Origin of the sequence: Maribacter spongiicola (genome assembly GCF_052119685.1) — a bacterium.
GTDB lineage: Bacteria > Bacteroidota > Bacteroidia > Flavobacteriales > Flavobacteriaceae > Maribacter > Maribacter spongiicola_A.
Genome location: NZ_JBGQOO010000007.1, coordinates 138,925 through 159,661 on the forward strand (window position 1 = coordinate 138,925; position 20,737 = coordinate 159,661).

Annotated in this window: 16 protein-coding genes and 1 pseudogene; 14 read left to right on the plus strand and 3 right to left on the minus strand. The window is 33.2% G+C overall.

From position 1 onward, the window contains the following. Window positions 1-57: 57 nt before the first annotated feature. Entirely contained in the window at window positions 58-846 is a 789-nt protein-coding gene (locus ACEN2N_RS12555) for a PhzF family phenazine biosynthesis protein (RefSeq protein ID WP_441824647.1), read from the plus strand. A gap of 16 nt (window positions 847-862) precedes the next feature. On the opposite strand, the gene ACEN2N_RS12560 is transcribed toward ACEN2N_RS12555, so the two are convergent. The 3 genes from ACEN2N_RS12560 to ACEN2N_RS12570 form a co-directional block, all read right to left on the minus strand. After that, entirely contained in the window at window positions 863-3,505 is a 2,643-nt protein-coding gene (locus tag ACEN2N_RS12560; RefSeq protein ID WP_441824648.1) for a DEAD/DEAH box helicase family protein, read from the minus strand. Between the two features lie 133 nt (window positions 3,506-3,638). Beyond that, complete coding sequence (locus tag ACEN2N_RS12565) at window positions 3,639-7,241, minus strand: ABC transporter permease/M1 family aminopeptidase (protein ID WP_441824649.1); 3,603 nt, start codon at window positions 7,239-7,241, stop codon at window positions 3,639-3,641. A gap of 1 nt (window position 7,242) precedes the next feature. Then, window positions 7,243-8,118: an ABC transporter ATP-binding protein gene (locus ACEN2N_RS12570; protein WP_441824663.1), complete on the minus strand. Its 876-nt coding sequence runs from the start codon at window positions 8,116-8,118 to the stop codon at window positions 7,243-7,245. 629 nt (window positions 8,119-8,747) lie between these two features. On the opposite strand from ACEN2N_RS12570, the gene ACEN2N_RS12575 reads away from it, so the two are divergent. The 13 genes and pseudogenes from ACEN2N_RS12575 (at window position 8,748) to ACEN2N_RS12635 (ending at window position 20,349) form a co-directional block, all read left to right on the plus strand. Then, window positions 8,748-8,897, plus strand: coding sequence for a hypothetical protein (locus ACEN2N_RS12575; RefSeq protein ID WP_166638520.1), 150 nt, complete (start codon window positions 8,748-8,750; stop codon window positions 8,895-8,897). 22 nt (window positions 8,898-8,919) lie between these two features. After that, a complete protein-coding gene (gene hemB / locus ACEN2N_RS12580; RefSeq protein WP_441824650.1) occupies window positions 8,920-9,909 on the plus strand; it encodes a porphobilinogen synthase in 990 nt (329 codons plus the stop codon). Window positions 9,910-9,930: 21 nt separating this feature from the next. Next, window positions 9,931-11,274 carry a serine hydrolase domain-containing protein gene (locus ACEN2N_RS12585; protein ID WP_441824651.1) on the plus strand — a complete coding sequence of 448 codons (1,344 nt, stop codon included), beginning with the start codon at window positions 9,931-9,933 and terminating at the stop codon, window positions 11,272-11,274. 37 nt (window positions 11,275-11,311) lie between these two features. Then, a complete protein-coding gene (locus tag ACEN2N_RS12590) occupies window positions 11,312-12,436 on the plus strand; it encodes a CNNM domain-containing protein (protein ID WP_441824652.1) in 1,125 nt (374 codons plus the stop codon). A 14-nt stretch (window positions 12,437-12,450) separates the two neighbouring features. Further along, window positions 12,451-12,930: a methylated-DNA--[protein]-cysteine S-methyltransferase gene (locus tag ACEN2N_RS12595; RefSeq protein WP_441824653.1), complete on the plus strand. Its 480-nt coding sequence runs from the start codon at window positions 12,451-12,453 to the stop codon at window positions 12,928-12,930. A 350-nt stretch (window positions 12,931-13,280) separates the two neighbouring features. Further along, window positions 13,281-14,507: a hypothetical protein gene (locus ACEN2N_RS12600; protein ID WP_441824654.1), complete on the plus strand. Its 1,227-nt coding sequence runs from the start codon at window positions 13,281-13,283 to the stop codon at window positions 14,505-14,507. 31 nt (window positions 14,508-14,538) lie between these two features. Further along, a pseudogene (locus tag ACEN2N_RS12605) lies at window positions 14,539-14,817 on the plus strand (methylated-DNA--[protein]-cysteine S-methyltransferase); the annotation flags it as partial. Window positions 14,818-15,193: 376 nt separating this feature from the next. Continuing rightward, window positions 15,194-15,919, plus strand: a complete 726-nt coding sequence (locus tag ACEN2N_RS12610) for a tetratricopeptide repeat protein (RefSeq protein WP_441824655.1) — start codon at window positions 15,194-15,196, stop codon at window positions 15,917-15,919. Between the two features lie 417 nt (window positions 15,920-16,336). Beyond that, a complete protein-coding gene (locus tag ACEN2N_RS12615; RefSeq protein ID WP_441824656.1) occupies window positions 16,337-16,543 on the plus strand; it encodes a hypothetical protein in 207 nt (68 codons plus the stop codon). A gap of 15 nt (window positions 16,544-16,558) precedes the next feature. Next, window positions 16,559-16,990 (plus strand): hypothetical protein, encoded by a 432-nt coding sequence (locus tag ACEN2N_RS12620; RefSeq protein ID WP_441824657.1) that lies wholly within the window; start codon window positions 16,559-16,561, stop codon window positions 16,988-16,990. Window positions 16,991-17,220: 230 nt separating this feature from the next. Next, entirely contained in the window at window positions 17,221-18,453 is a 1,233-nt protein-coding gene (locus tag ACEN2N_RS12625) for a transglutaminase domain-containing protein (protein WP_441824658.1), read from the plus strand. Window positions 18,454-18,589: 136 nt separating this feature from the next. Further along, on the plus strand, window positions 18,590-19,177 hold the full coding sequence (locus tag ACEN2N_RS12630) for a hypothetical protein (protein WP_441824659.1): 588 nt from the start codon (window positions 18,590-18,592) through the stop codon (window positions 19,175-19,177). 542 nt (window positions 19,178-19,719) lie between these two features. Next, the gene (locus tag ACEN2N_RS12635) at window positions 19,720-20,349 is read left to right on the plus strand and encodes a hypothetical protein (protein ID WP_441824660.1); all 630 of its coding nucleotides are present in this window, start codon (window positions 19,720-19,722) and stop codon (window positions 20,347-20,349) included. The last annotated feature ends 388 nt before the right edge of the window (window positions 20,350-20,737 follow it).

Genomic DNA, 20,737 nt, shown 5'->3' on the forward strand with positions numbered 1-20,737 from the left:
AATTTTTTGACAAGCATCGAAGTATTAAAATCACTATTATCGAGTAAAATTCTATCTATGAAGCAAAAAATATATCAAATCGATGCGTTTACAACAAAACTATTTGGTGGAAATCCGGCTGCAGTTTGTATTCTTGAAAACTGGTTAGAAACCGATTTAATGCAAAAGATAGCTGCTGAGAATAATTTGGCAGAAACAGCTTTTGCAGTGCAGCACAATGATCATTATGAACTTCGCTGGTTTACCCCTGAAATAGAAGTAGATCTTTGCGGTCATGCTACCCTTGCAACTGCCTTCGTACTCTATAATTACCACGGTTTCAAAGAAAATACTTTACGGTTTATTTCTCCAAGAAGTGGAGAATTATTAGTACAAAAAAATAACGAGGGACTATTAACAATGGACTTCCCAACGGATGATTTAGTTTCCGTACCAGAACAACTCAACATTTCAAAAGCAATAGGAAAGCAACCTTTAGAAACCTATAAAAGCAAAACTGACTACATGCTTATTTATAAATCTCAGGCTGAAATAGAAGCTATTGCCCCAAATTTTCATTTATTAAATGAGTTGGATTGCAGAGGAGTCATTGTTTCAGCTAAAGGTAACGATGTTGATTTTGTCTCTCGGTTCTTTGCTCCGCAATGTGGTATTCCAGAAGATCCGGTAACTGGGTCTGCACACACTACACTTACACCCTATTGGTCAGACAAGTTGAATAAGAAAATACTAACCGCAAAACAATTATCTGAACGTGGTGGCGATATAAAATGCGAATATTTGGGAGACCGCGTAAAAATATCAGGTAATGGGGTTTGCTACTTAATTGGGGAGATAGAAATATAGCGCGCTAATCATATATTTATTTCCAAGTAATCGCTTTTTTTGAAACCTCTTCAAATTGATATTTAATATGCGAGAATCTTGCTTTTAGCAGTTCTTTTCTACCCTTTAAAGTTCTTGTGAATAAAATTTTAGAGCCGTCAACTTCCTGGTTCCAAAATTTTTGAAAAAGTAGCGCTTCTGTTTTATTCTTACCACAATTTTTTGGTACCACGTAATAGTTGCGAATACCCATCTTCCTTTTTATCCAATTAGCGTTCACCAGTAAATATTTAGGATTGTCAATTGGAGCAATGACTTCCTCTAAAAGCGAAATAAATAAGTTACTGTCATGCTGACTTGCATCTTTCAAATAAATCGAAAATGATCCTTTCATATTTTGCTCAGAATGGATGTTGGCATCAACAGATTCAAAATTCAATACTTTAGAATCTAAAAGATAGTCCAATAAAGCCTGACCTATTTTCATAGTTTTCTTATATTGATTTCCAAATAGAAAATAAAGTTTGAGTGCTTTAAAGGTTTTTGGACCAAAACCTAAGAATAATGCTGCGAAGAACAAATACAATACTTGCACAATTCCTTTATTTAAAACTGCTCCCATATTTTTTATTAAAAATTCGGGCACAAATACCGAAACACCTAAAACAACTTCTAGCATAACATATTTGCCCGCATTTAGCGCATGCATCTTTTTGGTCTTGGCATAGGGCTGCTCTTGACCGTACGGTATTTTAAGTTCCCGTACCAAAACATTGCCTTCTTCAATCGCTTCGTTCCATCGATTCTTGAAAACGGATTTTTGCTGAGATAATAACAACATATTCTTGTTAATCCTTACTATTTCGGTAGATTCAGACCACTCTAAAGGTAATACCAATCGGTCTATTCCATTTGAAATATACACCTCGTCTCTTAATGAAACTCCCGTAAAGGCATCAAAGCGTTGCTGAAGCTTTTCCATATCCTTTCCACCATCAATCGCCGTAGGGTCTAAACAAGCCAAGTGCCAAATACTTCCCGTCTTGTCAGGATTATTTGTATCGACACGAATGGCACGTCCTCGCATTTGATTTGAAGACACAAATGAGCCCACATATGAAGCCAGAATTAATGTATTGATACATGGGGCATCCCAGCCTTCACCTAAAAATGCCTTAGTACCGATAAGTGTTTTAATTTCTCCTTGAGTAAACAGTTGGGTAACAGCTTCTGCAATTTTGTTTTTCAAGGCTTCGGGTACATGAATAAGAACATAACCTTCAGAACCTTCTACAATCTCATTTGCCAGATTCTGAATAGTTAAAAGTTTTTTTAATTGGTATAACGCAGTCTCATGAATAATTACCAAAGAACCGGTAAGAACACCCAAAGAATTTTTACCTACTTGTTTCGCTAGTATATATTTAAAAATAGGAAGAACACCCAGCTTATTTAGAGCGCTGGTATCGCTCCCGTTAAAATTCAAAAACTCTTTACGTATGAAATCGGTTAAGATGACCGTTCTGGTATTTTCGCCTAAATGTTCATCAGTATGCTTTACAATCTGATAGATACTTTCAAGCTTGCTGGGACTGTTACACAAGTTTCTATATAAGACCTCATCGCCAACAAAATTTACCCGCTTTTGTTCTAAAACTCCAATTCGCTTTAATTCTTTTTCGATAGGCAACAACACATCTTCAAAGACCTGAAATTCTTCTCGCTTATCAATGAGCAAATTTTGCAGTAGTATTTCTGACCATTCATAGTTGAAACTCGGAAATGTAACATCGTCGTGTGAAAATCCCAATATTTTCAGGTTCTCCTCATTTACGGCATAACCACCAGCGTTCAAATAAATGATAATAGAGGAGAAGAACGATGAGTTTTGATAAATGTATTCTAAAGATTCTTTAGGGGAAATATAAAAATCAAGGGTAATTAAATTCTCTTGTAATGCTGTATTGGCAATCAGATTATTGGTAAAGTTTAATATCTGTTCACGATAGTTAACGATATATTTAATCTGAGCTTCTTCTGGTTTAGAGAAATAGATGAAGTCTTGATGCGGACATAGATCACCGTTCTTGATAAGATCTGGTACCGCGATTTCATCATCGATAGGTCCGCATAAACTAAAATAGCGATTAATTTCAGTAGCTGTACTATCGTATGGCGGTGTTGCGGTAAGGGCAACTACAATTAATCCTTCTATTTCCTTCAAATGATACAAACAATGCCACCATTCATTTTTAAGGTGATGCGCCTCGTCTAAAACCAAAGTCTCGATTTTATGAAGTTTGATAAACTCCAGTAGCTGCTGTTTAGCATTCTTGCCAAATGATTTTGATAAAGAAAACAAAGATTGATAAGTAGAAAATGTAATGTGATCTGGAGATTTTATATCCAACGAACAAGCCCCAAATTCACCATCGACCGTAAAGAACTCCAACAATCTAGAACGCCATTGATTACGAATGGTAAGAGTTGGTGACAACACCAAAGTCGGCTTACCTATACGGTTTAAAATTTCTAAACCCAGTATGGTTTTTCCTGAACCAGGTGGTGCAATAACGTGTAAATGATGATCTTTAATATGCTCTTGAAAACCATCTAAAAACTTCTGCTGATAGTTTCGCCAGGTATATTTAAATTTTAGATTATCAGTTAATTTTTGCAATACAACATGGTTGATTTGATACTTCTATTAAACATGAAAACGACGAAAATAGTACAATAAAAAAATAAAAACCTGTTCGTTATATGACAATTGCCATTCACGAACAGGTTTATAACTAACTAAATTGAAAAAATTACTCTTCTACCGTTTCTAAATTATCATCAGAATTACGATCAATTAATTTATTGTACGGATCAATACCCGCTTTTAAAGGCTTTTCATCAGTAACGACAGTAAATGTATTATCACCTGCAGAAAGCCACTTTAATTCAAAGTAAAACGGGTTTTTGATAGTTACCCCATCTTCACCGGTAATATCTTCTCCAAAGAGACCTACATCTACTAAGTTCTTCTTATCATCAATCAATTTCTCTTTACCCGTATCATCATAATAAATTTTCTTAGAATTTACCGTGAATGTAGTTTCCCATTTGCCATTATCTAGCTTTTTGGTTTTAGCATCCATCACACGATTTTCATAAAGAACAATCTCTTTAAAACCATCGTCAACCTTATATTTCAAAGAATCTGGAGTAACATTATAAATAGCCTTATAAAAATCTTCAGAGGTAGCATATACCCCTTTTTCAAAATACTTGTATTCATTTAAAAAAGTTTTCAGTCCCGCATTTATAACATCTTCACCAATGACATCTTGTAAATCATACATGATCATAGAACCTTTTTGGTACCAAATATGCTGACCGGTTTCGACATCCATTAACGAACGTTCTGGCTTAAAACTGAATGACCTTCTAGACAAATAGGTATCTAAAGAAGGCTTTAAAAACCCTTTGATACCATTTTCACCATATTCATGCTTTAACGCCATTAATGAAACATACTCTGCTAAAGTTTCCGAAATAATATTAGCTCCTCTTGTTTTACTTGGCGTAACGATATGACCCCACCATTGGTGTGCAATTTCATGAGCTGTTACCCTGAATGCATAATTAAAGTCTTCTTCGTTAGAAAAATCTGCTACGAAGCCAAAATCTTCTGAGTAAGGTATCGTTGTCGCAAAAGATTGTGCAAATGTCGTGTGCGCCGGAAACTCAATTATCCTGATAACTGAATATGGATATTCATAAAAGTTTTTAGAATTATAATCTAACGAAACTTTAACCCCATTTATAAATGAAGCTAAGTTTTTCTTGTGTTTCGGAGAGTGATACACTTCAATAGCAACTTTCTTTCCACTAGGTGCAATCCAAACATCTTTTTCAATATCATAAGTTGCAGAAACAAAATTGAAGAAGTAATCAGATTTATCTTCTAATTTATAATTAAAATAACTTCTATCTTCCTTATCCCATTTTTTAATCAAAACTCCAGGAGCGACAGCTGTTTGCCCTTTTGATGTGCTAATCGTTGCTTCAAAATCCATATAATTGCTATCCTCATTGAATAAGTTCTTTTTCAAAGCAATGCTATCTGTTCTTGGCGGATAAAGAAAGTCTAATGTCTCTAAACCGTATTTTTCACGAGCACCATTCTCTGTCAAAGCAATATCATAATGAAAGCTTGGAAAAATACCATCATTAAAGAAAGAACCATTATTAAGTACAGCAGTTTCTCTATCCATAGAAAATCCATGAGTTCTTGCCTTAGTTTCAATAACCAAATTAGCAGTGTCTTTCGGCTGTAAAGCTTCTGGCAATTTGTAAATGAATAAACGATACAATGAATCGCTTAAAAACGGTTTTAACTCTTGATCATTATAAACCACCTTAGTAATCTTAGTATCATAAGTTGGAAACTTAATTTCCATTAACACAGTATCGATTGGCACTTCTGAAGGATTAACAACTGTAAACACTCCCTTTGCATCTACACCACGTGTATCTGTATAAATATCTATATCAGCTTTTAAATCGATAACTTGAATATGGGGCTTATCTATATACTTACCATATGCCTTTTCAGCATCAGCAGAAAGCTTCTCACTAGAATCGCTATCCTCCATATGATTCAGAACTTTTATATTGTAAAAGCTATAAGCTCCTACAGAGATAAAAGCAAATAAGAAAAACAAGGTATAAGCGACCGTTTTACCCTTAAATCTACTTTTAGCTAATTTTAAACGCTCTTTTGCTGAAGAATAAAAACCTCTACTCCAGAATACACTACCAATAGCAGCCAATGTACCTGTAAAAAGAACCCAATATAAGTTCAACCAAAATTGACCAGTCAGGTAATGTCCAAATCCATTTAAATCACTTATAAAACCTGGTGTTGTTTCTCCAAAAGCTAAAAGTGGGTTATTTGTTTTCAACACTAAACTCACCAAAATAGGTATACCCACATAAATTATAATTACAATAAAATGACCCAAAAATTTATTGTTTACTAGCACATGAATAAAAAACGCCAATAACAATGTAGAAACATATAAAGGAAAAAGAGATGTAAAATTATAGGTAAGGTACATACCCAATTCATAATCAAAATAACCATTACCTGTCTGATACATAATACCAACCAGTATATTGATTAAAGTCAACAAAACGGCAACACCAATAAGCGAAATAATCTTTGAAAGATATAGTGTAGTATTACTTACCGGTAGCGCATCATAAAATTCAAAAGTCTTATTACTTCTTGTACGATGCACTGCTTCACCAGAATAAATAATTAGAATAATTGTGGAAAATAAAGCTATCCCACCAGAAACATAGGCAACCATAAACCTAGTTAGTGGTAATGACGGCGTACCATTATATTGATTATTTTGATAGGTTATAAACCCAGCTACTATAACCCCTATAATGATTAATACAAGAAATACTGGCTCTTTAACTATAGATAAAAATTCAATTTTACTTAAAGACAATAGATTTTGTCTTTGCGCTTTTTCACTAAACTCTTGAACAACACTAATGGTTTCTGAAGATGCTACTAGATCATTATCTTCTTTTACATTCTTCTTTTTCTTAGAGGATAAAAACCCTTTATACGAAAATTTAAAAAGTGTAAATACAAATATTAAAATACCTAAAGACAACCATAGTAAACGATTTAGCATAAACTTACCTGTTAAAGCCAATTGGGTAGTGTTTAACTCGTCTACAGACCAATACTTTGTTAAAAAGCTGTAAGCAGATTGCCCAAAAGGATCAACATAAATACTAAGCCATTCTGTATCTAAACTAGATAGTAATTGCCCCGATACCGATGTACCGATAAATATTAATATACCTCCTAAATATAAGATTGGCATTCTTTTAAAAAATGTCATCAGACAGAAGAAAAGACTGCCAATAAAAAAGGAGTTAAAAACTAATAGGTATAAAAACGGAAAAAAGTACGACCAAAAGTTAAAATCGGTATACGTACCATAGTCGGGTCTATCTAATAATGCACCTAATACATAACCAAACATTGCACCGAGCATAGCGGCAATGTTCATTATAGTGACGATAGTAAAACTACCCCAAAAACGACCCAATATGTAGTTCTTTTCAGAAATAGGAAAAGTGAAATAGGTCTGGGCAGTTTTATGTTCTTCATCTCTATACACAGGTACACCCATAATCGCGGCATAAAAGAACAATGCAAATACACTTAACACTCCAAAAACACCTGTTATATTATTCGGACTATTCGTGAATTCTGCCGTTACAGATTCGTCAAATACTCCAAGTAAGCAGGGTATTAAAAACATGATAAATATGTAGATATAAGTAACAGGTCGTCGAAGCCTATATTTTAGCTCAAATAAGAATATTTCTTTCATATTAAACAGTTTGTGGTTGGTTAATACTATAGAAATAAAAGTCTTCTAAATTATTCGCCACTTCTTCAAAACCTTCACCTGGATTGCCTTCTGAAAATACATTAATATATAGGTTACCACTTCGTAAATAGGTAGACAGCACATTATATTCTGACTGGTATATTTCAACCTCTTCTTTTGCAATATTTTTACGAAATACTTTGTTATTCAATGTATTTGAAAGTTCTAACGGATGCCCCTGCACCACTACACTACCCTCATTAAATACGGCCATATTGGTACATAAATTAATAACGTCATCTACAATATGGGTTGATAGTATAACCACGGCATCTTCGCCTAGTTCACTTAATAAATTATGAAAACGATTACGTTCTAAAGGATCAAGACCCGCAGTTGGCTCATCTACAATAATCAATTTAGGATTCCCTATCAATGCTTGAGCTATACCAAAACGTTGTTTCATACCACCAGAGTAATCGCCCAAATTACGCTTACGGAATTTGTACAGATTTACCTTATTCAATAAATCGGCAACATATGCTTTACGATCTGTTTTACTTTGAATACCTTTTATTTTGGCGATATGATTAAGCATCATTTCAGCAGATACTTTCGGGTATACTCCAAAATCTTGAGGTAAGTAACCCAAAACTTTTCTAATCTCATCGGGCTGTTCAAAAACATTAATGCCATTAAATTCAATATGACCGCTATCTGCTTGCTGTAAAGTAGCAATAGTTCTCATTAAAGAGGACTTGCCTGCACCATTCGGACCAAGTAAGCCGAACATACCGGTACCTATTTGTAGATTAACATTGTTTAAGGCTTTTGTACCGTTCGGATACGTTTTATTCAAATCTGTAATCGAAAGCATAATGTAATTGGTTTTCAAGGTTAGTATTTAGATGTCTAATACGTGTCTAAAATCTTATAGAAGTTACAATAGTGATAAAAAATATTCACAATCATATAACTTACCCTACAAAATCGTAGTAATTATTCTTAATTAAAATGTACAGGCGAAAACTATTAAGAAATAAAACCATTGAATAGAAAATTGAGCGTTTTCAAAGGCTTGTCTTAACCTTGTAAAAAAGTTTGACATATATATGCACTCATAAGAAATTGAATCGAATATTCTTTGCAGGGTTAAATACTCCAACAACCTACTTCTCAATGGATTTTTTTTCAAATCCGAATATAATTTTACATAATCTATGTGGCGCTAAAACATGTAAGTGCCCCTCATTTATAAGTTCTTGAAACCTTCAAAAAAAATCTACTAGTAACTACCCAGCTATATTTGAATTGTAATAATTCACTGAGTTTTTATTTCAAAAAACATTTAGCGGTTAAGCCAATAAAAATAAGTGGTAACGTCTGTAGCTATTCTTCAAATTCCCCTATTTTTGTATAACTTCAAGACGCTTACGCCTTCAACAGGTAAAGACTAGAAGGTTATAGTGAAAAAGCAATAAAGCGTTTGAATAAAAATATTCAGTTATGGCAAAAAAAGGTAAAGCTAAAAATACGGTGAACAAAGCAAAGCATGCCAAGCTAATGGATAGAAAGAAGAATAAATTGAAAAAAGAAGCCGCACTAAGAAAAGAACGTTTAAAAAGCATTATTAAAAAAAGTCAGGAATCTGAATAAATATTGAAAATAAAATAGCATTATGTACCCACTTATTAGAAATAGAAGACTTAGAAGTTCAGAAGCAATACGGAGTTTGGTAAGGGAAACCATTATTACACCAAGTGATTTTTTAGTTCCGCTTTTTGTAGTGGAGGGTAAAGGCATTAAAGAAGAAATACCTTCTATGCCCAATTATTACCGTCTAAGTCTAGACAATCTTGCAAAAGAAGTAAAAGAACTTTGGCGTATGGGGCTGTGTTCGGTACTTGTATTTGTTAAAGTGCCTGATAACTTAAAGGATAATATCGGTTCTGAGGCATTGAACGAAAATGGATTAATGCAATTGGCGATTAAGACGATCAAAAATGCATGTCCAGAAATGTTGGTGATGACAGATGTTGCCCTTGACCCTTATTCTTCATACGGGCATGATGGTATTGTTGCTGACGGACAAATTCTTAATGATGAAAGTGTAGAGGTTTTGGCAGAAATGAGTGTTTCGCACGCCAAAGCGGGTGCAGATTTTGTTGCGCCAAGTGATATGATGGACGGGCGTATTCTTAGCATTCGCGAGGCTCTAGAAGATGAAGGTTACACCAATACCGGTATTATGGCATATAGCGCTAAGTATGCAAGCGCACTTTATGGACCATTTAGAGATGCACTTGACTCTGCCCCTGTAGACATTAAAAATGTACCTAGGGATAAAAAAACATACCAAATGGATTCTGCCAATAGGTCTGAAGCCATTAAAGAAACATTGATGGATATTGAAGAAGGTGCAGATATCGTTATGGTAAAACCAGGACTTTGCTACCTTGATATTGTTCGTGAAATTAAGAATGAAGTCGATGTACCTGTTGCCGTTTACCAAGTTTCTGGCGAGTACGCTATGGTAAAAGCTGCTGCCGAAAAAGGATGGCTAGATCATGATGCCGTAATGATGGAGCAGTTACTGGCAATCAAAAGAGCAGGCGCCAACATTATTGCAAGTTACTTTGCAAAAGATGCTGTAAAATTAATGGGTTAATAGCAGGATTGAATTCAGTTAATGAATAAATTATTTTTTATACTATTTGGTTTATTAAGTGGTGTTCTTACTTCGCAAGAACGGGCAACCAAAACTTTAATGCTTCCGGTTGGTTCTAGTTTGCAAGAATCTTCATTGGCGCATTATGGGCTAGATTCACTTTATATATATCGCAACGTAGATAGTATTGTAACAACTGGTATAAAAAATAATGCGTTCCCCGGTGCACAGGTGTTAATCGCCAAAGAAGGGAATATTATTTTTCATGAAGCATATGGCTTCCACACCTATGATAGTATTCAACCAGTTGCCTTAAATGACATATATGATTTAGCATCGGTCACCAAAATTTTAGGTCCGCTGCCTGCAATTATGAAATTGGTCGATGAAGGCAAGCTAGATTTAGATGTGCCTTTTAGCACCTATTGGAAACCTTGGAGAAGACAAAAAGACAAAGCAACTATTACGCTTCGCGAGATTTTAGCCCACCAAGCGGGACTTCAACCTTATATTGTTTTTCTCAGTGAGACTTTAAAAAATAACGGTCGGTTTAAAAAGAGGTTTATCCGCAGTACATCGAACAACAGATTTAGTAACGAGGCATTTGAAGGTATCTATGTAAAAAATAGATTCAATCGAAAAATGTACCGAATCATAAATCGTTCTGAGGTTTCTGGAGAGAAAAAGTATAAATATTCCGGACTCACATTTCTTATTTTTCCTGAGCTCATTACTCAAATTACTGGTGTGCCGTATGAAGATTACATGGAACAAGAATTTTACAAACCACTTGGTATGAAAACCTTTGGTTTTCTGCCGAGCCACAAAAAATTCAACAACAAAATAGTACCGACAGAAGAAGATACCATTTTCAGACATACGCTAACCCAAGGTTGGGTACATGATGAAAATGCATCATTACTAGGTGGCATTTCTGGTAACGCCGGGCTGTTCGGTACCGCAGATGATTTGGCGATTATCATGCAAATGTTTGTTCAAAACGGCCATTATGCAGGTAAGCAATATATCTCTGAAAAGACGATTAAAGAATTTTCAAAAGTTCAATATCCCAATAACGATAACAGAAGAGGTTTAGGTTTTGACAAACCTTATTTAGAAAATAACACCTTCAAAATTGCCGATGCCTACCCTGCACCAGAAGTTGGTGCATCTAGTTTTGGTCATAGCGGTTTTACGGGTACTTTTGTTTGGGCAGATCCCGAAAGCAAATTAGTGTATATATTTCTATCCAATAGAGTGTATCCTACGAGAGAAAATCGCAATATTTACGATCTTAATATACGTTCATCCATCCAACAAATATTTTATCAGGCATTTGATAACGTAAAAGAGCACAAACCTTAGCATTATTATTAATATCTTCGATTTATAAAACAACCCTATGGGCTTACTACTTTTTTACGCGTTCATTTCTATTTTCTTCTCTTTTCTGTGTTCTATACTAGAAGCAGTACTGTTGAGCATTACCCCTACTTTCATAAATGTAAAAAAGAAAGAAGGTCATGCGTATGCAACAACCCTAGAGGCACTTAAAAAAGATGTCGATCAACCTTTAATTGCCATTCTAACCATAAATACAATCGCCCACACGGTCGGTGCAATTTTGGTGGGTGTGCAAGCGAAAGTTGCCTATGCCGAATTATACGGTAGCGAAACCAAATCATTTTTAGGCATCACCTTTACAGAAGATTTAATGGTCGGTGTGGTGTCTACCATTATGACCATTCTTATTTTGGTAGCGTCAGAGATTATACCGAAAACTATTGGAGCTACATACTGGAAACAACTAGCTAATTTCTCTACCAAAGCGTTAAACATTATGGTTTTGGGCTTAAAATATACAGGTTTGTTGTGGCTACTACGCCTTTTTACCAAAATGGTAGGCGGTGGAAAACACCATGGTAGCGTTTTAAGTCGCGAAGATTTTCATGCAATGACCGATATGGCACATGAAGATGGTGTTTTTGAAAAATCTGAATCTACTATCATTAAAAACTTATTGAAGTTCGATGAAGTTCTGGTGAAAGATATTATGACGCCAAGAGCGGTTATGAAAGTAGCATCAGATGAAAAAACGATTGCAGATTTCTTTACCGATAATCCTAAATTGCGTTTTTCTAGAATTCCTGTGTACACCGATAATATAGATAATGTTACTGGTTTTGTATTAAAGGATAATGTTTTGGAAGAAATGATCAACCAGAACGGAGACATTCCGTTGAAAGATATTAAGCGCGAAATTCTAGTAACCCGCAGAAGTACACCAATACCGACCTTATTTGAAATATTCATTGAAAAACGAGAAGCAATTGCGCTTGTTGTTGATGAATATGGTTCTGTAAGTGGTATTGTAACGATGGAAGATGTTATTGAAACACTATTAGGACTCGAAATAATGGACGAGAGCGATAGTATTGCCGATTTGCAGAGTCTTGCTCGTAAAAATTGGGAAAAACGCGCTCAGGCAACGGGAGTCATCGAAAAGCCAACTTCACCAGACGAATAAATTTCAAGAATACCATGGAGGAGGATATAGCATATATTAGTACGCCGTTAGGAGTTGCTAAAATTATTGGTGATGCTGATGGCCTTACCGCTATAACCGTATTGAATTCTGATGAACCCCTTACCGATGTTATACCAGAATCTTTAGAAGATGCCGTTTACCAATTGAACGAATATTTTGAAGGGATAAGAACTAAGTTCGATTTAAAATTGAACCCTGAAGGAACAACATTTCAAAAGAAGGTTTGGGTAGAGTTACAGAACATACCTTACGGAAAATCAAAATCTTATTTAGAGCTTGCAAAATTATTGGGTGATCCAAATGCAACCAGAGCTGCCGCATCTGCAAATGCCCGAAATCCGTTATGGATCGTGGTGCCCTGCCATAGAGTTATTGGTACCGATGGTTCACTTACAGGCTACGCTGGCGGTTTACACAGAAAACAGTGGTTATTGAACCACGAGAGTCCGTTTAAACAGCAAAGTTTGTTCTAAAACAGCTGCTTTACCCAACTAAATAACAAACCACTTAGTTTGTTTCCTTTCAAAATTCCTCTTCATACATCTTAGAGTTTGCATTTTACCGATACAATTGCGATTGCTGTCGTCACTATCAACAATTATAAACACCTTCTCCAAGTGAAAAACCGACTGGTTGGTCGGTTCGCTAATTTTAATCATTTCTTACGTAGACTTAAATAATTTATGGTGATTATGGTTTCCCGTAATGGAATCTGAGATGATAATTGTAGGTTTATTCTTTAGTGGTATATTTAGTATACTGAAATATCAACAATTACATATATTCCTCGATATTGATAAAAATGTTACAGCGTAGTTGAAAGATGACAAAATCACAAGTAAATAAATTAGGAAAAGAGATTAGAAGGTTCATTAAAGAAGATAGTTTACCGGCTAACGATTTACTTGATAAGCTTCAAGATTACCGTACATCCTTCAAAGCAGATTTATCATCTGTTTTTAAAGACATTTCCGAAGTCGCTAAAGAAACAAGAAACGATAGCATTACAGCCTTTCGAATAAAGAGAATTGAATCTATACTTTCAAAATTAAACCGACAACCTACTATGTCTTTAGGTAATATGGGAGATATTGCTGGCTGTAGAATTTTAGTCTATAATAAAAAATCCGTTTCAAAATTGATTAATGAACTCAATAGTCGATTTAAGGTAAAACATTATAATGATTATTTAAAAGAAACGAAAGATGATGGTTATAAAGGCTATCACCTATATATTGAAAGTCCAATAAACCCAAACAAACTCATCGAAATCCAAATTCGAACTGTTAAGAGTCATAAATGGGCTTCAATGGTAGAAATAATTGATATACTCTACAACTTAAAAATTAAAGAAGGGCAAAAACATCCACATTTCGAAAGGTTTTTATTTCTTCAATCTAGAATTGATAATTTATCTTTTGTAGAAAAGAAGGAAGTTATTACCATTGATAAAAAATACAAAATACATTCAAAATTCAATGAAGTATTTATCAAAAACAATAAAAAAATTAGAATGGATTGGTTTTGCCATATTGATAAAGAAAACAACTTTTTCATTATCGAAGTAGATAAAAATAAGACATCAAACATTTCTTCATTTGAATCCTATGAAGTTGCAGAAGCAACTTACTTTGAGAAATTTAAATTAAAAAAACAATCTAATTTTGTATTAACACATATAGAAAAACCCAACTTCAAAAGAGTCTGTATAGCTTACGCTAGTTATGTATTAATAAATCATGAATATCTTAACGACTGGTATAAAATTGCGGTAGAAGTATTAAACCTATTAATCGAATCGAAAGATAACCAACAAGCTCAAATTTATCAAAATTATATAAAAGATAATTTAAAAGAGCAACTAGAACTTCTAAAGAATGAGATTAACGAAATTAGTGAATATAAAAAAGATGAAGCTCATAGCCTCGATGGATATGAAGAATGGTTAGAAGAAATAAAAGAAAAATTAGTTGATATAACAAAAGTTGCTGTAGACCAAACAACTGATACAAAAGATAGAAATCGCTGGTTAAGTTGGTTGAAAGGATAAAACACTAGTCAAGAAGGACTATAATTTAAAACATAAAGGAACAAAATTTCAAAAGAAGGTTTGGGTAGAACTACAGAACATACCTTACGGAAAATCGAAGTCTTATTTAGAGCTTGCAAAATTATTGGGTGACCCCAATGCAACCAGAGCTGCCGCATCTGCAAATGCCCGAAATCCGTTATGGATCGTAGTGCCTTGCCATAGAGTTATCGGTACCGATGGTTCACTTACCGGTTACGCTGGCAGGTTGCACAGAAAACAGTGGTTATTGAACCACGAGAGTCCGTTTAAACAGCAAAGTTTGTTCTAAAACAGCTGCTTTAACCGATCAAAAAACAAACCAAGTGGTTTGTTTAATGTCTAAAACACCCATTTAACTTTGTTCGCTTCGTATTTTGTCGATACAATTGCGATTGCTATCGTTCATTCTAACAATTTAGAACTCATTTTACCACTCAAAAACCGACTAAGTGGTCGGTTCGGTATTTTTTGGGTAATTCTCTTCTGAGTGCTACTAATGACAAATTAACTATATAAAATTTATGGTGATTACGGTTTCCCGTAATGGAATGTGAGTTGTTAATTGTAGGTTTATTCTTTAGTGGTATATTATTGTGCAAAAGAACATAAACTTTTACACATATCCGCATGTTAACGGTCATTGAAAAAAAATAGAAAAAAAAAGAATGAATATTATCGGGTACATAATTTTGGGCTTTGCGGTCTTACTCACTTTGGGTTGGTGTTTAAGAATTAGAGAAAAAGCAAAGATTGAACAGAAAAGAGAAAAAGCTATGGAATTACAAGGCTTTTTAATGACTGTTTCAATAATTTTAATAGCAGTTCTTGAGATTTCGCCCTTTCATTTATTTTGGATGTTTCCAGCTTCATTTATTATTGGTCTATTGAGTGCATCTACGCCGTTACGAATACTTTGGTATTTTTCCTCTATTTACTTTTCATTTTGGTATATAGGAATAAATAATTTAGGACGAAAATTTTATCTTGAAGGAGAATATGATAAATCAATTGATGCTTTTGAGAAACAAATTATTAAAAATCCAAATTCAGTAGAAGACCATTTTTATCTTGGTCTTGCATATGGAAAAGCAAGATTATACGAGAAAGAAATAGAATCATATAAGAAAGCTTTGAAATTAAGACCAAACCGCCCTGAATTTTACTTTAATCTTTCGAATGCTTACTACGAAATCGGAAATAATTCAAAGGCTATAGATGCACTAAAAAAAGCAATAGAATTAAGACCTGATTATATGAAAGCACATTATGGAATCAGTAAAATATACTCTGAAATAGGCGAAAATGAAAAAGCCTATGAAGAATATGAAAAAGTTAAAAAATTGGACAGTAATATTGCAGAAAAATTGGCAATATTAATTAGTAACAAATAGTCATAAGATTAAGAAGCTATTTGTCGTGAAAAAATAACGAAACGCTAACAAAGATATATATTAAAAAAAAAGACAAAATAGTAGGGAATTAAGAATTTTGGCCCGTATCAAACATTGTACTCAATCGAAAGTTTAGTGCTTCTAAATCGGCTAATTTTCATTTACTAACCGTTAAAATTCTTCGGAACAATATTATTAAATTTTGTAGGTGTTCCTGGTTCTTTGATTGCTTTAAAATCTACAGATAAAAAAGAAAGTAAATTTATAATTGGGTTAATACTATGCCTTATTGCTCATTCAAACTTTTATTTTTCGATAATAATGTACTTAATGAAATGGGCTCGTAGTCATATAAACCTTGAAAATTTTTCCAAATATTTTATCTGGCTTTTCTGCTTAATATTAATTTCAGGAAGTATGGAAGCAATCTATAAAACTGCTAAAATGGAATTTCAAGAAAATAATGCGAACATAACTGATTCATTAAAATATTTAAATCCTCAAATTGAATCATTAAGTATCTTAAGAGGCTTAGTTTTTATTGCCTTTTTCGCATTCTTGTTTTTCCCAAATCTATCCAACCCTTTATGGACTTGGATAAATAATCTTGGTTTTGTTATTTAATTGAGAAAATAGGAAATGAATAAAAATTCAAAAGTGATATCATTCTACCCAAAACCAAAGTGCTTAAATCTTGAAGAAAAAAACTTAAAGATAATTTACTCAAATTCTATTTTTGAAAACTATAAACAGGCAAAAATAAGAACAAAAATAAAAGACTTTAATAGTGCACTTTTATTATGCAATTACTGTTTGAAAAGTGAACCAACTTATTACAAAGCAATACTCTTAAAATCTTACATTTTCTTTGAAATAAAAGATTATCACAGAGCCTATTCCAATTTTTTTTTAGCCATTGAGGAAATTCCTGAAAAGGATATTAAACATTCATTAGCATTTCGCATGCTCATAAAATATTTGCTAAACTGCAATAACATTAAAAGGAGGGAAATAGTTGAATACGCTGACTATTTAAAAAAAATAAGACACGAGTATGTTTATGACATTTAACATTAAAATAAAAAGTACTATTGCTAACCAAGCCTAAACATTATGCAGAATTTAAAACAAATCCGAAAGGTCTTTATGTATTGTATCACAAAATCTTATGGATTTAGCTTTGAACAAGAAAAAATAAAACTAAACAATAAGCTTTAGTTTCTTGCCCAGAAGGAAACGAAAAATTTACTTGTCTCCGCACTATGCTTAGCTTAAACGTTGTAAACCGCTGAACAAAATATATGGCAAAATACCTTTACATATTAATTCTCCTCTTTTCATTCAATAATGTAAATGGGAATCCTAAATATGAAGAAATTGATAAAAAGTCAAAAAGCGTTCCTGATTCATTGAAAACACCAGAGAAAATCGCTAAATACTTAACCTTAAAACTAAAAAGCGAAGATGAAAAAGTAAGGGCTCTACATATATGGATTACCCATAATATAAAATATGACCTAAGCCTGCTCGATAAGAATGTTACTTACACCTCTTATGATAAATTAATTGATGACACCATAAATTTTGGAACAGGTATTTGTGACAACTATTCTCAGCTTTTTCATTATATGTGTAATTCAATTGGTATTGAATCTTACGTTATTGTAGGTTATACCCCAGAAATAGATAGTAATGAAATTCCAGAAATTAGCCATTCATGGAATGCAGTAAAAATCGAGGGTGATTATTTATTTTTAGACAATACATGGGCAGCTGGATATGTTAATTACAAAGGCAACTATGTACATAAATTTATAGATGAATACTTTCTCATACCTTCAAAAGAATTCATTAAAACGCATGTGCCATTTGACCCGATTTGGCAATTTCTTAATAATCCGATAAATAATTTCGATTTAAAGAACAAAGATTTTACAAACCTTTATGTTAATGGAACTTTTAACTATAAAGATTCTATTTCTACAATGAAAACTTTAGATTCTATTACCAGAATCAAGAATAAAATAAAGCGCATTACTCAATCGGGTATTACTAATAAGTTGATTCAGAAATATCTAAATGAAAGTAAAGAACAAATTGAACATCTCAATTTCAGCAAGTGGGTTGTATACTATAATGACATTACCAAAATCGTAAATTCAGCCCAAGATGAAATAAACATGGGAATAAATTTCGATAACACTTTCATCGATTACTTAAATAAAAGATTTCGAAATCCTAAAATCTCCGATAGCCAAATAGAAAACACTATTGACAAAGCAAATCTTCATTTATATCAAGGGATAAATCAACTAAAAAAATCAAAAAAACGTATATATAGCCTCAAATATTCCGGGGAAAATATGGAAAAGATTAAGCAAACCAAAAACTACAAAAAAAGTCTAATAGACTTTATAACTGAATTGGAACGCAAAATATTGGAAGTTGAGCCATCAATAATAAATAACACCAATTATTCAAAAAGATATTTGAAAAAATGGAAACCGTTAAGAAATTTTGTGCCTTACAAATGAAAAGCCTATGCCTAACATAGAACAGAGCTGAAAAACAACCAAATTCATTCTTAAACCGTGACATTACTATTTTAGGTTCATAGATTCTAAAATCAATAAACAAAATACGCTCGTAACCAAGTGTTATAACTTTACAATGAGAAAACTTCAATGCTATCTTTTTATTCTTTTGCCCATTTTAGCATTTTCGCAAGCACCTGAAATACCAAAAATCGACTTTAAATCTAATGCAGAAGAAGTACACAGGTATGTTGCGTTATTTGGTTTAAATGATGCAGACGCATTGGTGGTTCGCCTCGCCTACTCCATCCTGCCACATATAGCACCAGAAGCAGATTATATCGTTTACTTCAACAACGGTAAGGTAAGGCGCTACAGAATTAATGAGTCCGCCCAACCATTGGCTTCCCCGAAAATAAAGAGTATACGTGTTCAGAAAAAAAAGTATTCAGCGTATTGGGTATTTTTGAATCTCTGTGCTAGCGAAGGAAAATTCGATATAGATCAAAGTCAATTATCGACCTTAGGAGAAAAAGCGAATTCATGGAAAAACGGCATAAGTGGAGGACAAACCTATACTTTCTGTTTATACCAAGGCGAAAATTATACAGAATATAAAAGCTTTTTACCTTCAATGTTCACAGATGAAGAATATCCGGGATTCGAAGATAAACGCAAGTTAATCTATGTGATGGAAGGCTTTAAAACTCTCACTGAAGACTAATGCATGTTTGTTCCTTATTAAAACTATGAAGTCATCTAATGCTTTGCATTAAGGGTTATAAAACTGCACAGCAAACAGTGGCTATTGCACCTTGAGGGTTCGTTTAAACAGTAAAATTTGTTCTAAAACAGCTGCTTTTCCCAACCAAAAAACAAACCACTTGGTTTGTTTAGAGCTCAAAACGCCTTTTAAACTTCATAAGCTTTGCATTTTGTCGATACAATTGTGATTGCTGACGCTATTTTCAATGATTTACCACCCATTTTACCAGTAAAAAACAGACTGATTGGTTGGTTTGTTGTTTTTTGCCATTTCTGTTGAATTTGATTTTATGAATGTGGTTTTCCTGCGGAAAGCCGCTTGTTAATTGTAGGTTAATTCTTTAGTGGTATATTAGCTAGATACCCTTTAACCACCAAAAAAGGAAATAAACGTACCCTGGTACGTTTATATGTACGTTTTGCTTCATACAAAAAAACCAAGGTGCATTAAAAGGAGGAAGACAGAAAACCTAATTAGAGTAAGTCAATTAAATAAAAAATATGAACAGAATATTAGTATTTGTATTAATTACATTTTCAACACTAACAGTATTTGGTCAAAATTTTGAAGGAAAAATAACCTATTCAAATACTTATGAAAGTCAGAATCCTCAAATGACAGACCAACAATGGCAAACTATGATGGGTGGAACACAAGAATACTTTATAAAAAATGGCGATTACAGGTCTGTAACTAATGGAACTGTTATGCAATGGCAAATTTATGTGAATTCAGAAAATAGACTTTATAGTAAAATGGCGAATTCAGAAACTGCTATTTGGAATGACGGATTAATAAATGTGGATACTATTTCAAATGTAAAATTGAATAAAAATGTAATTAAAATACTTGGTTATGATTGTGACGAATTAATATTGACATGTAAAAGTGGAATTCAAAAATATTATTTCAATACTTCTTTAAAAGTAAATGTTTCCCTTTTTGAAAATCACAAGTTTGGAAATTGGTATACTTTTTTGAAAGAATCAAACTCTTTGCCTTTAAAAATGATTGTGAATAATACTCAATTTACAATGGAAAGTATTGCTACTGAAGTGACAGAAATGAAAATTAAGGATAGTGATTTGCAATTACCTGAAGGAATAAAAACCGCTAAAAGCCCTTACTAGAAATAAGTACGAAAGCACAACAATTGCTATAGTTAATACGGGTTTTAGTGCTCCAAACCAGAGTATAAAGCTTCTACACAAAAAAAAATCGTCTCAAGAAACCTAAACATACCATGAGAATATATAGAATACTTCTAATTCTACTCCTCACAGTTGGATGTGCCGATAGGAACAATAAGGTTAATACTATAGAAAAAACAAATCAAGATACAACTAGACTATCATGGGTGACTGATGAAATGGTCGAAGAAATAAAAATTAGTAATGAAATTGTAAAAAACGAAGATTTTGAAAGTTTATTTTCTTTACTTTGTAGGCTTCCCTTTTTTAGGACACCTCTAAATTCGATAAATAATTATTATTTAGGTCAGATTTGATGAAGAATTTA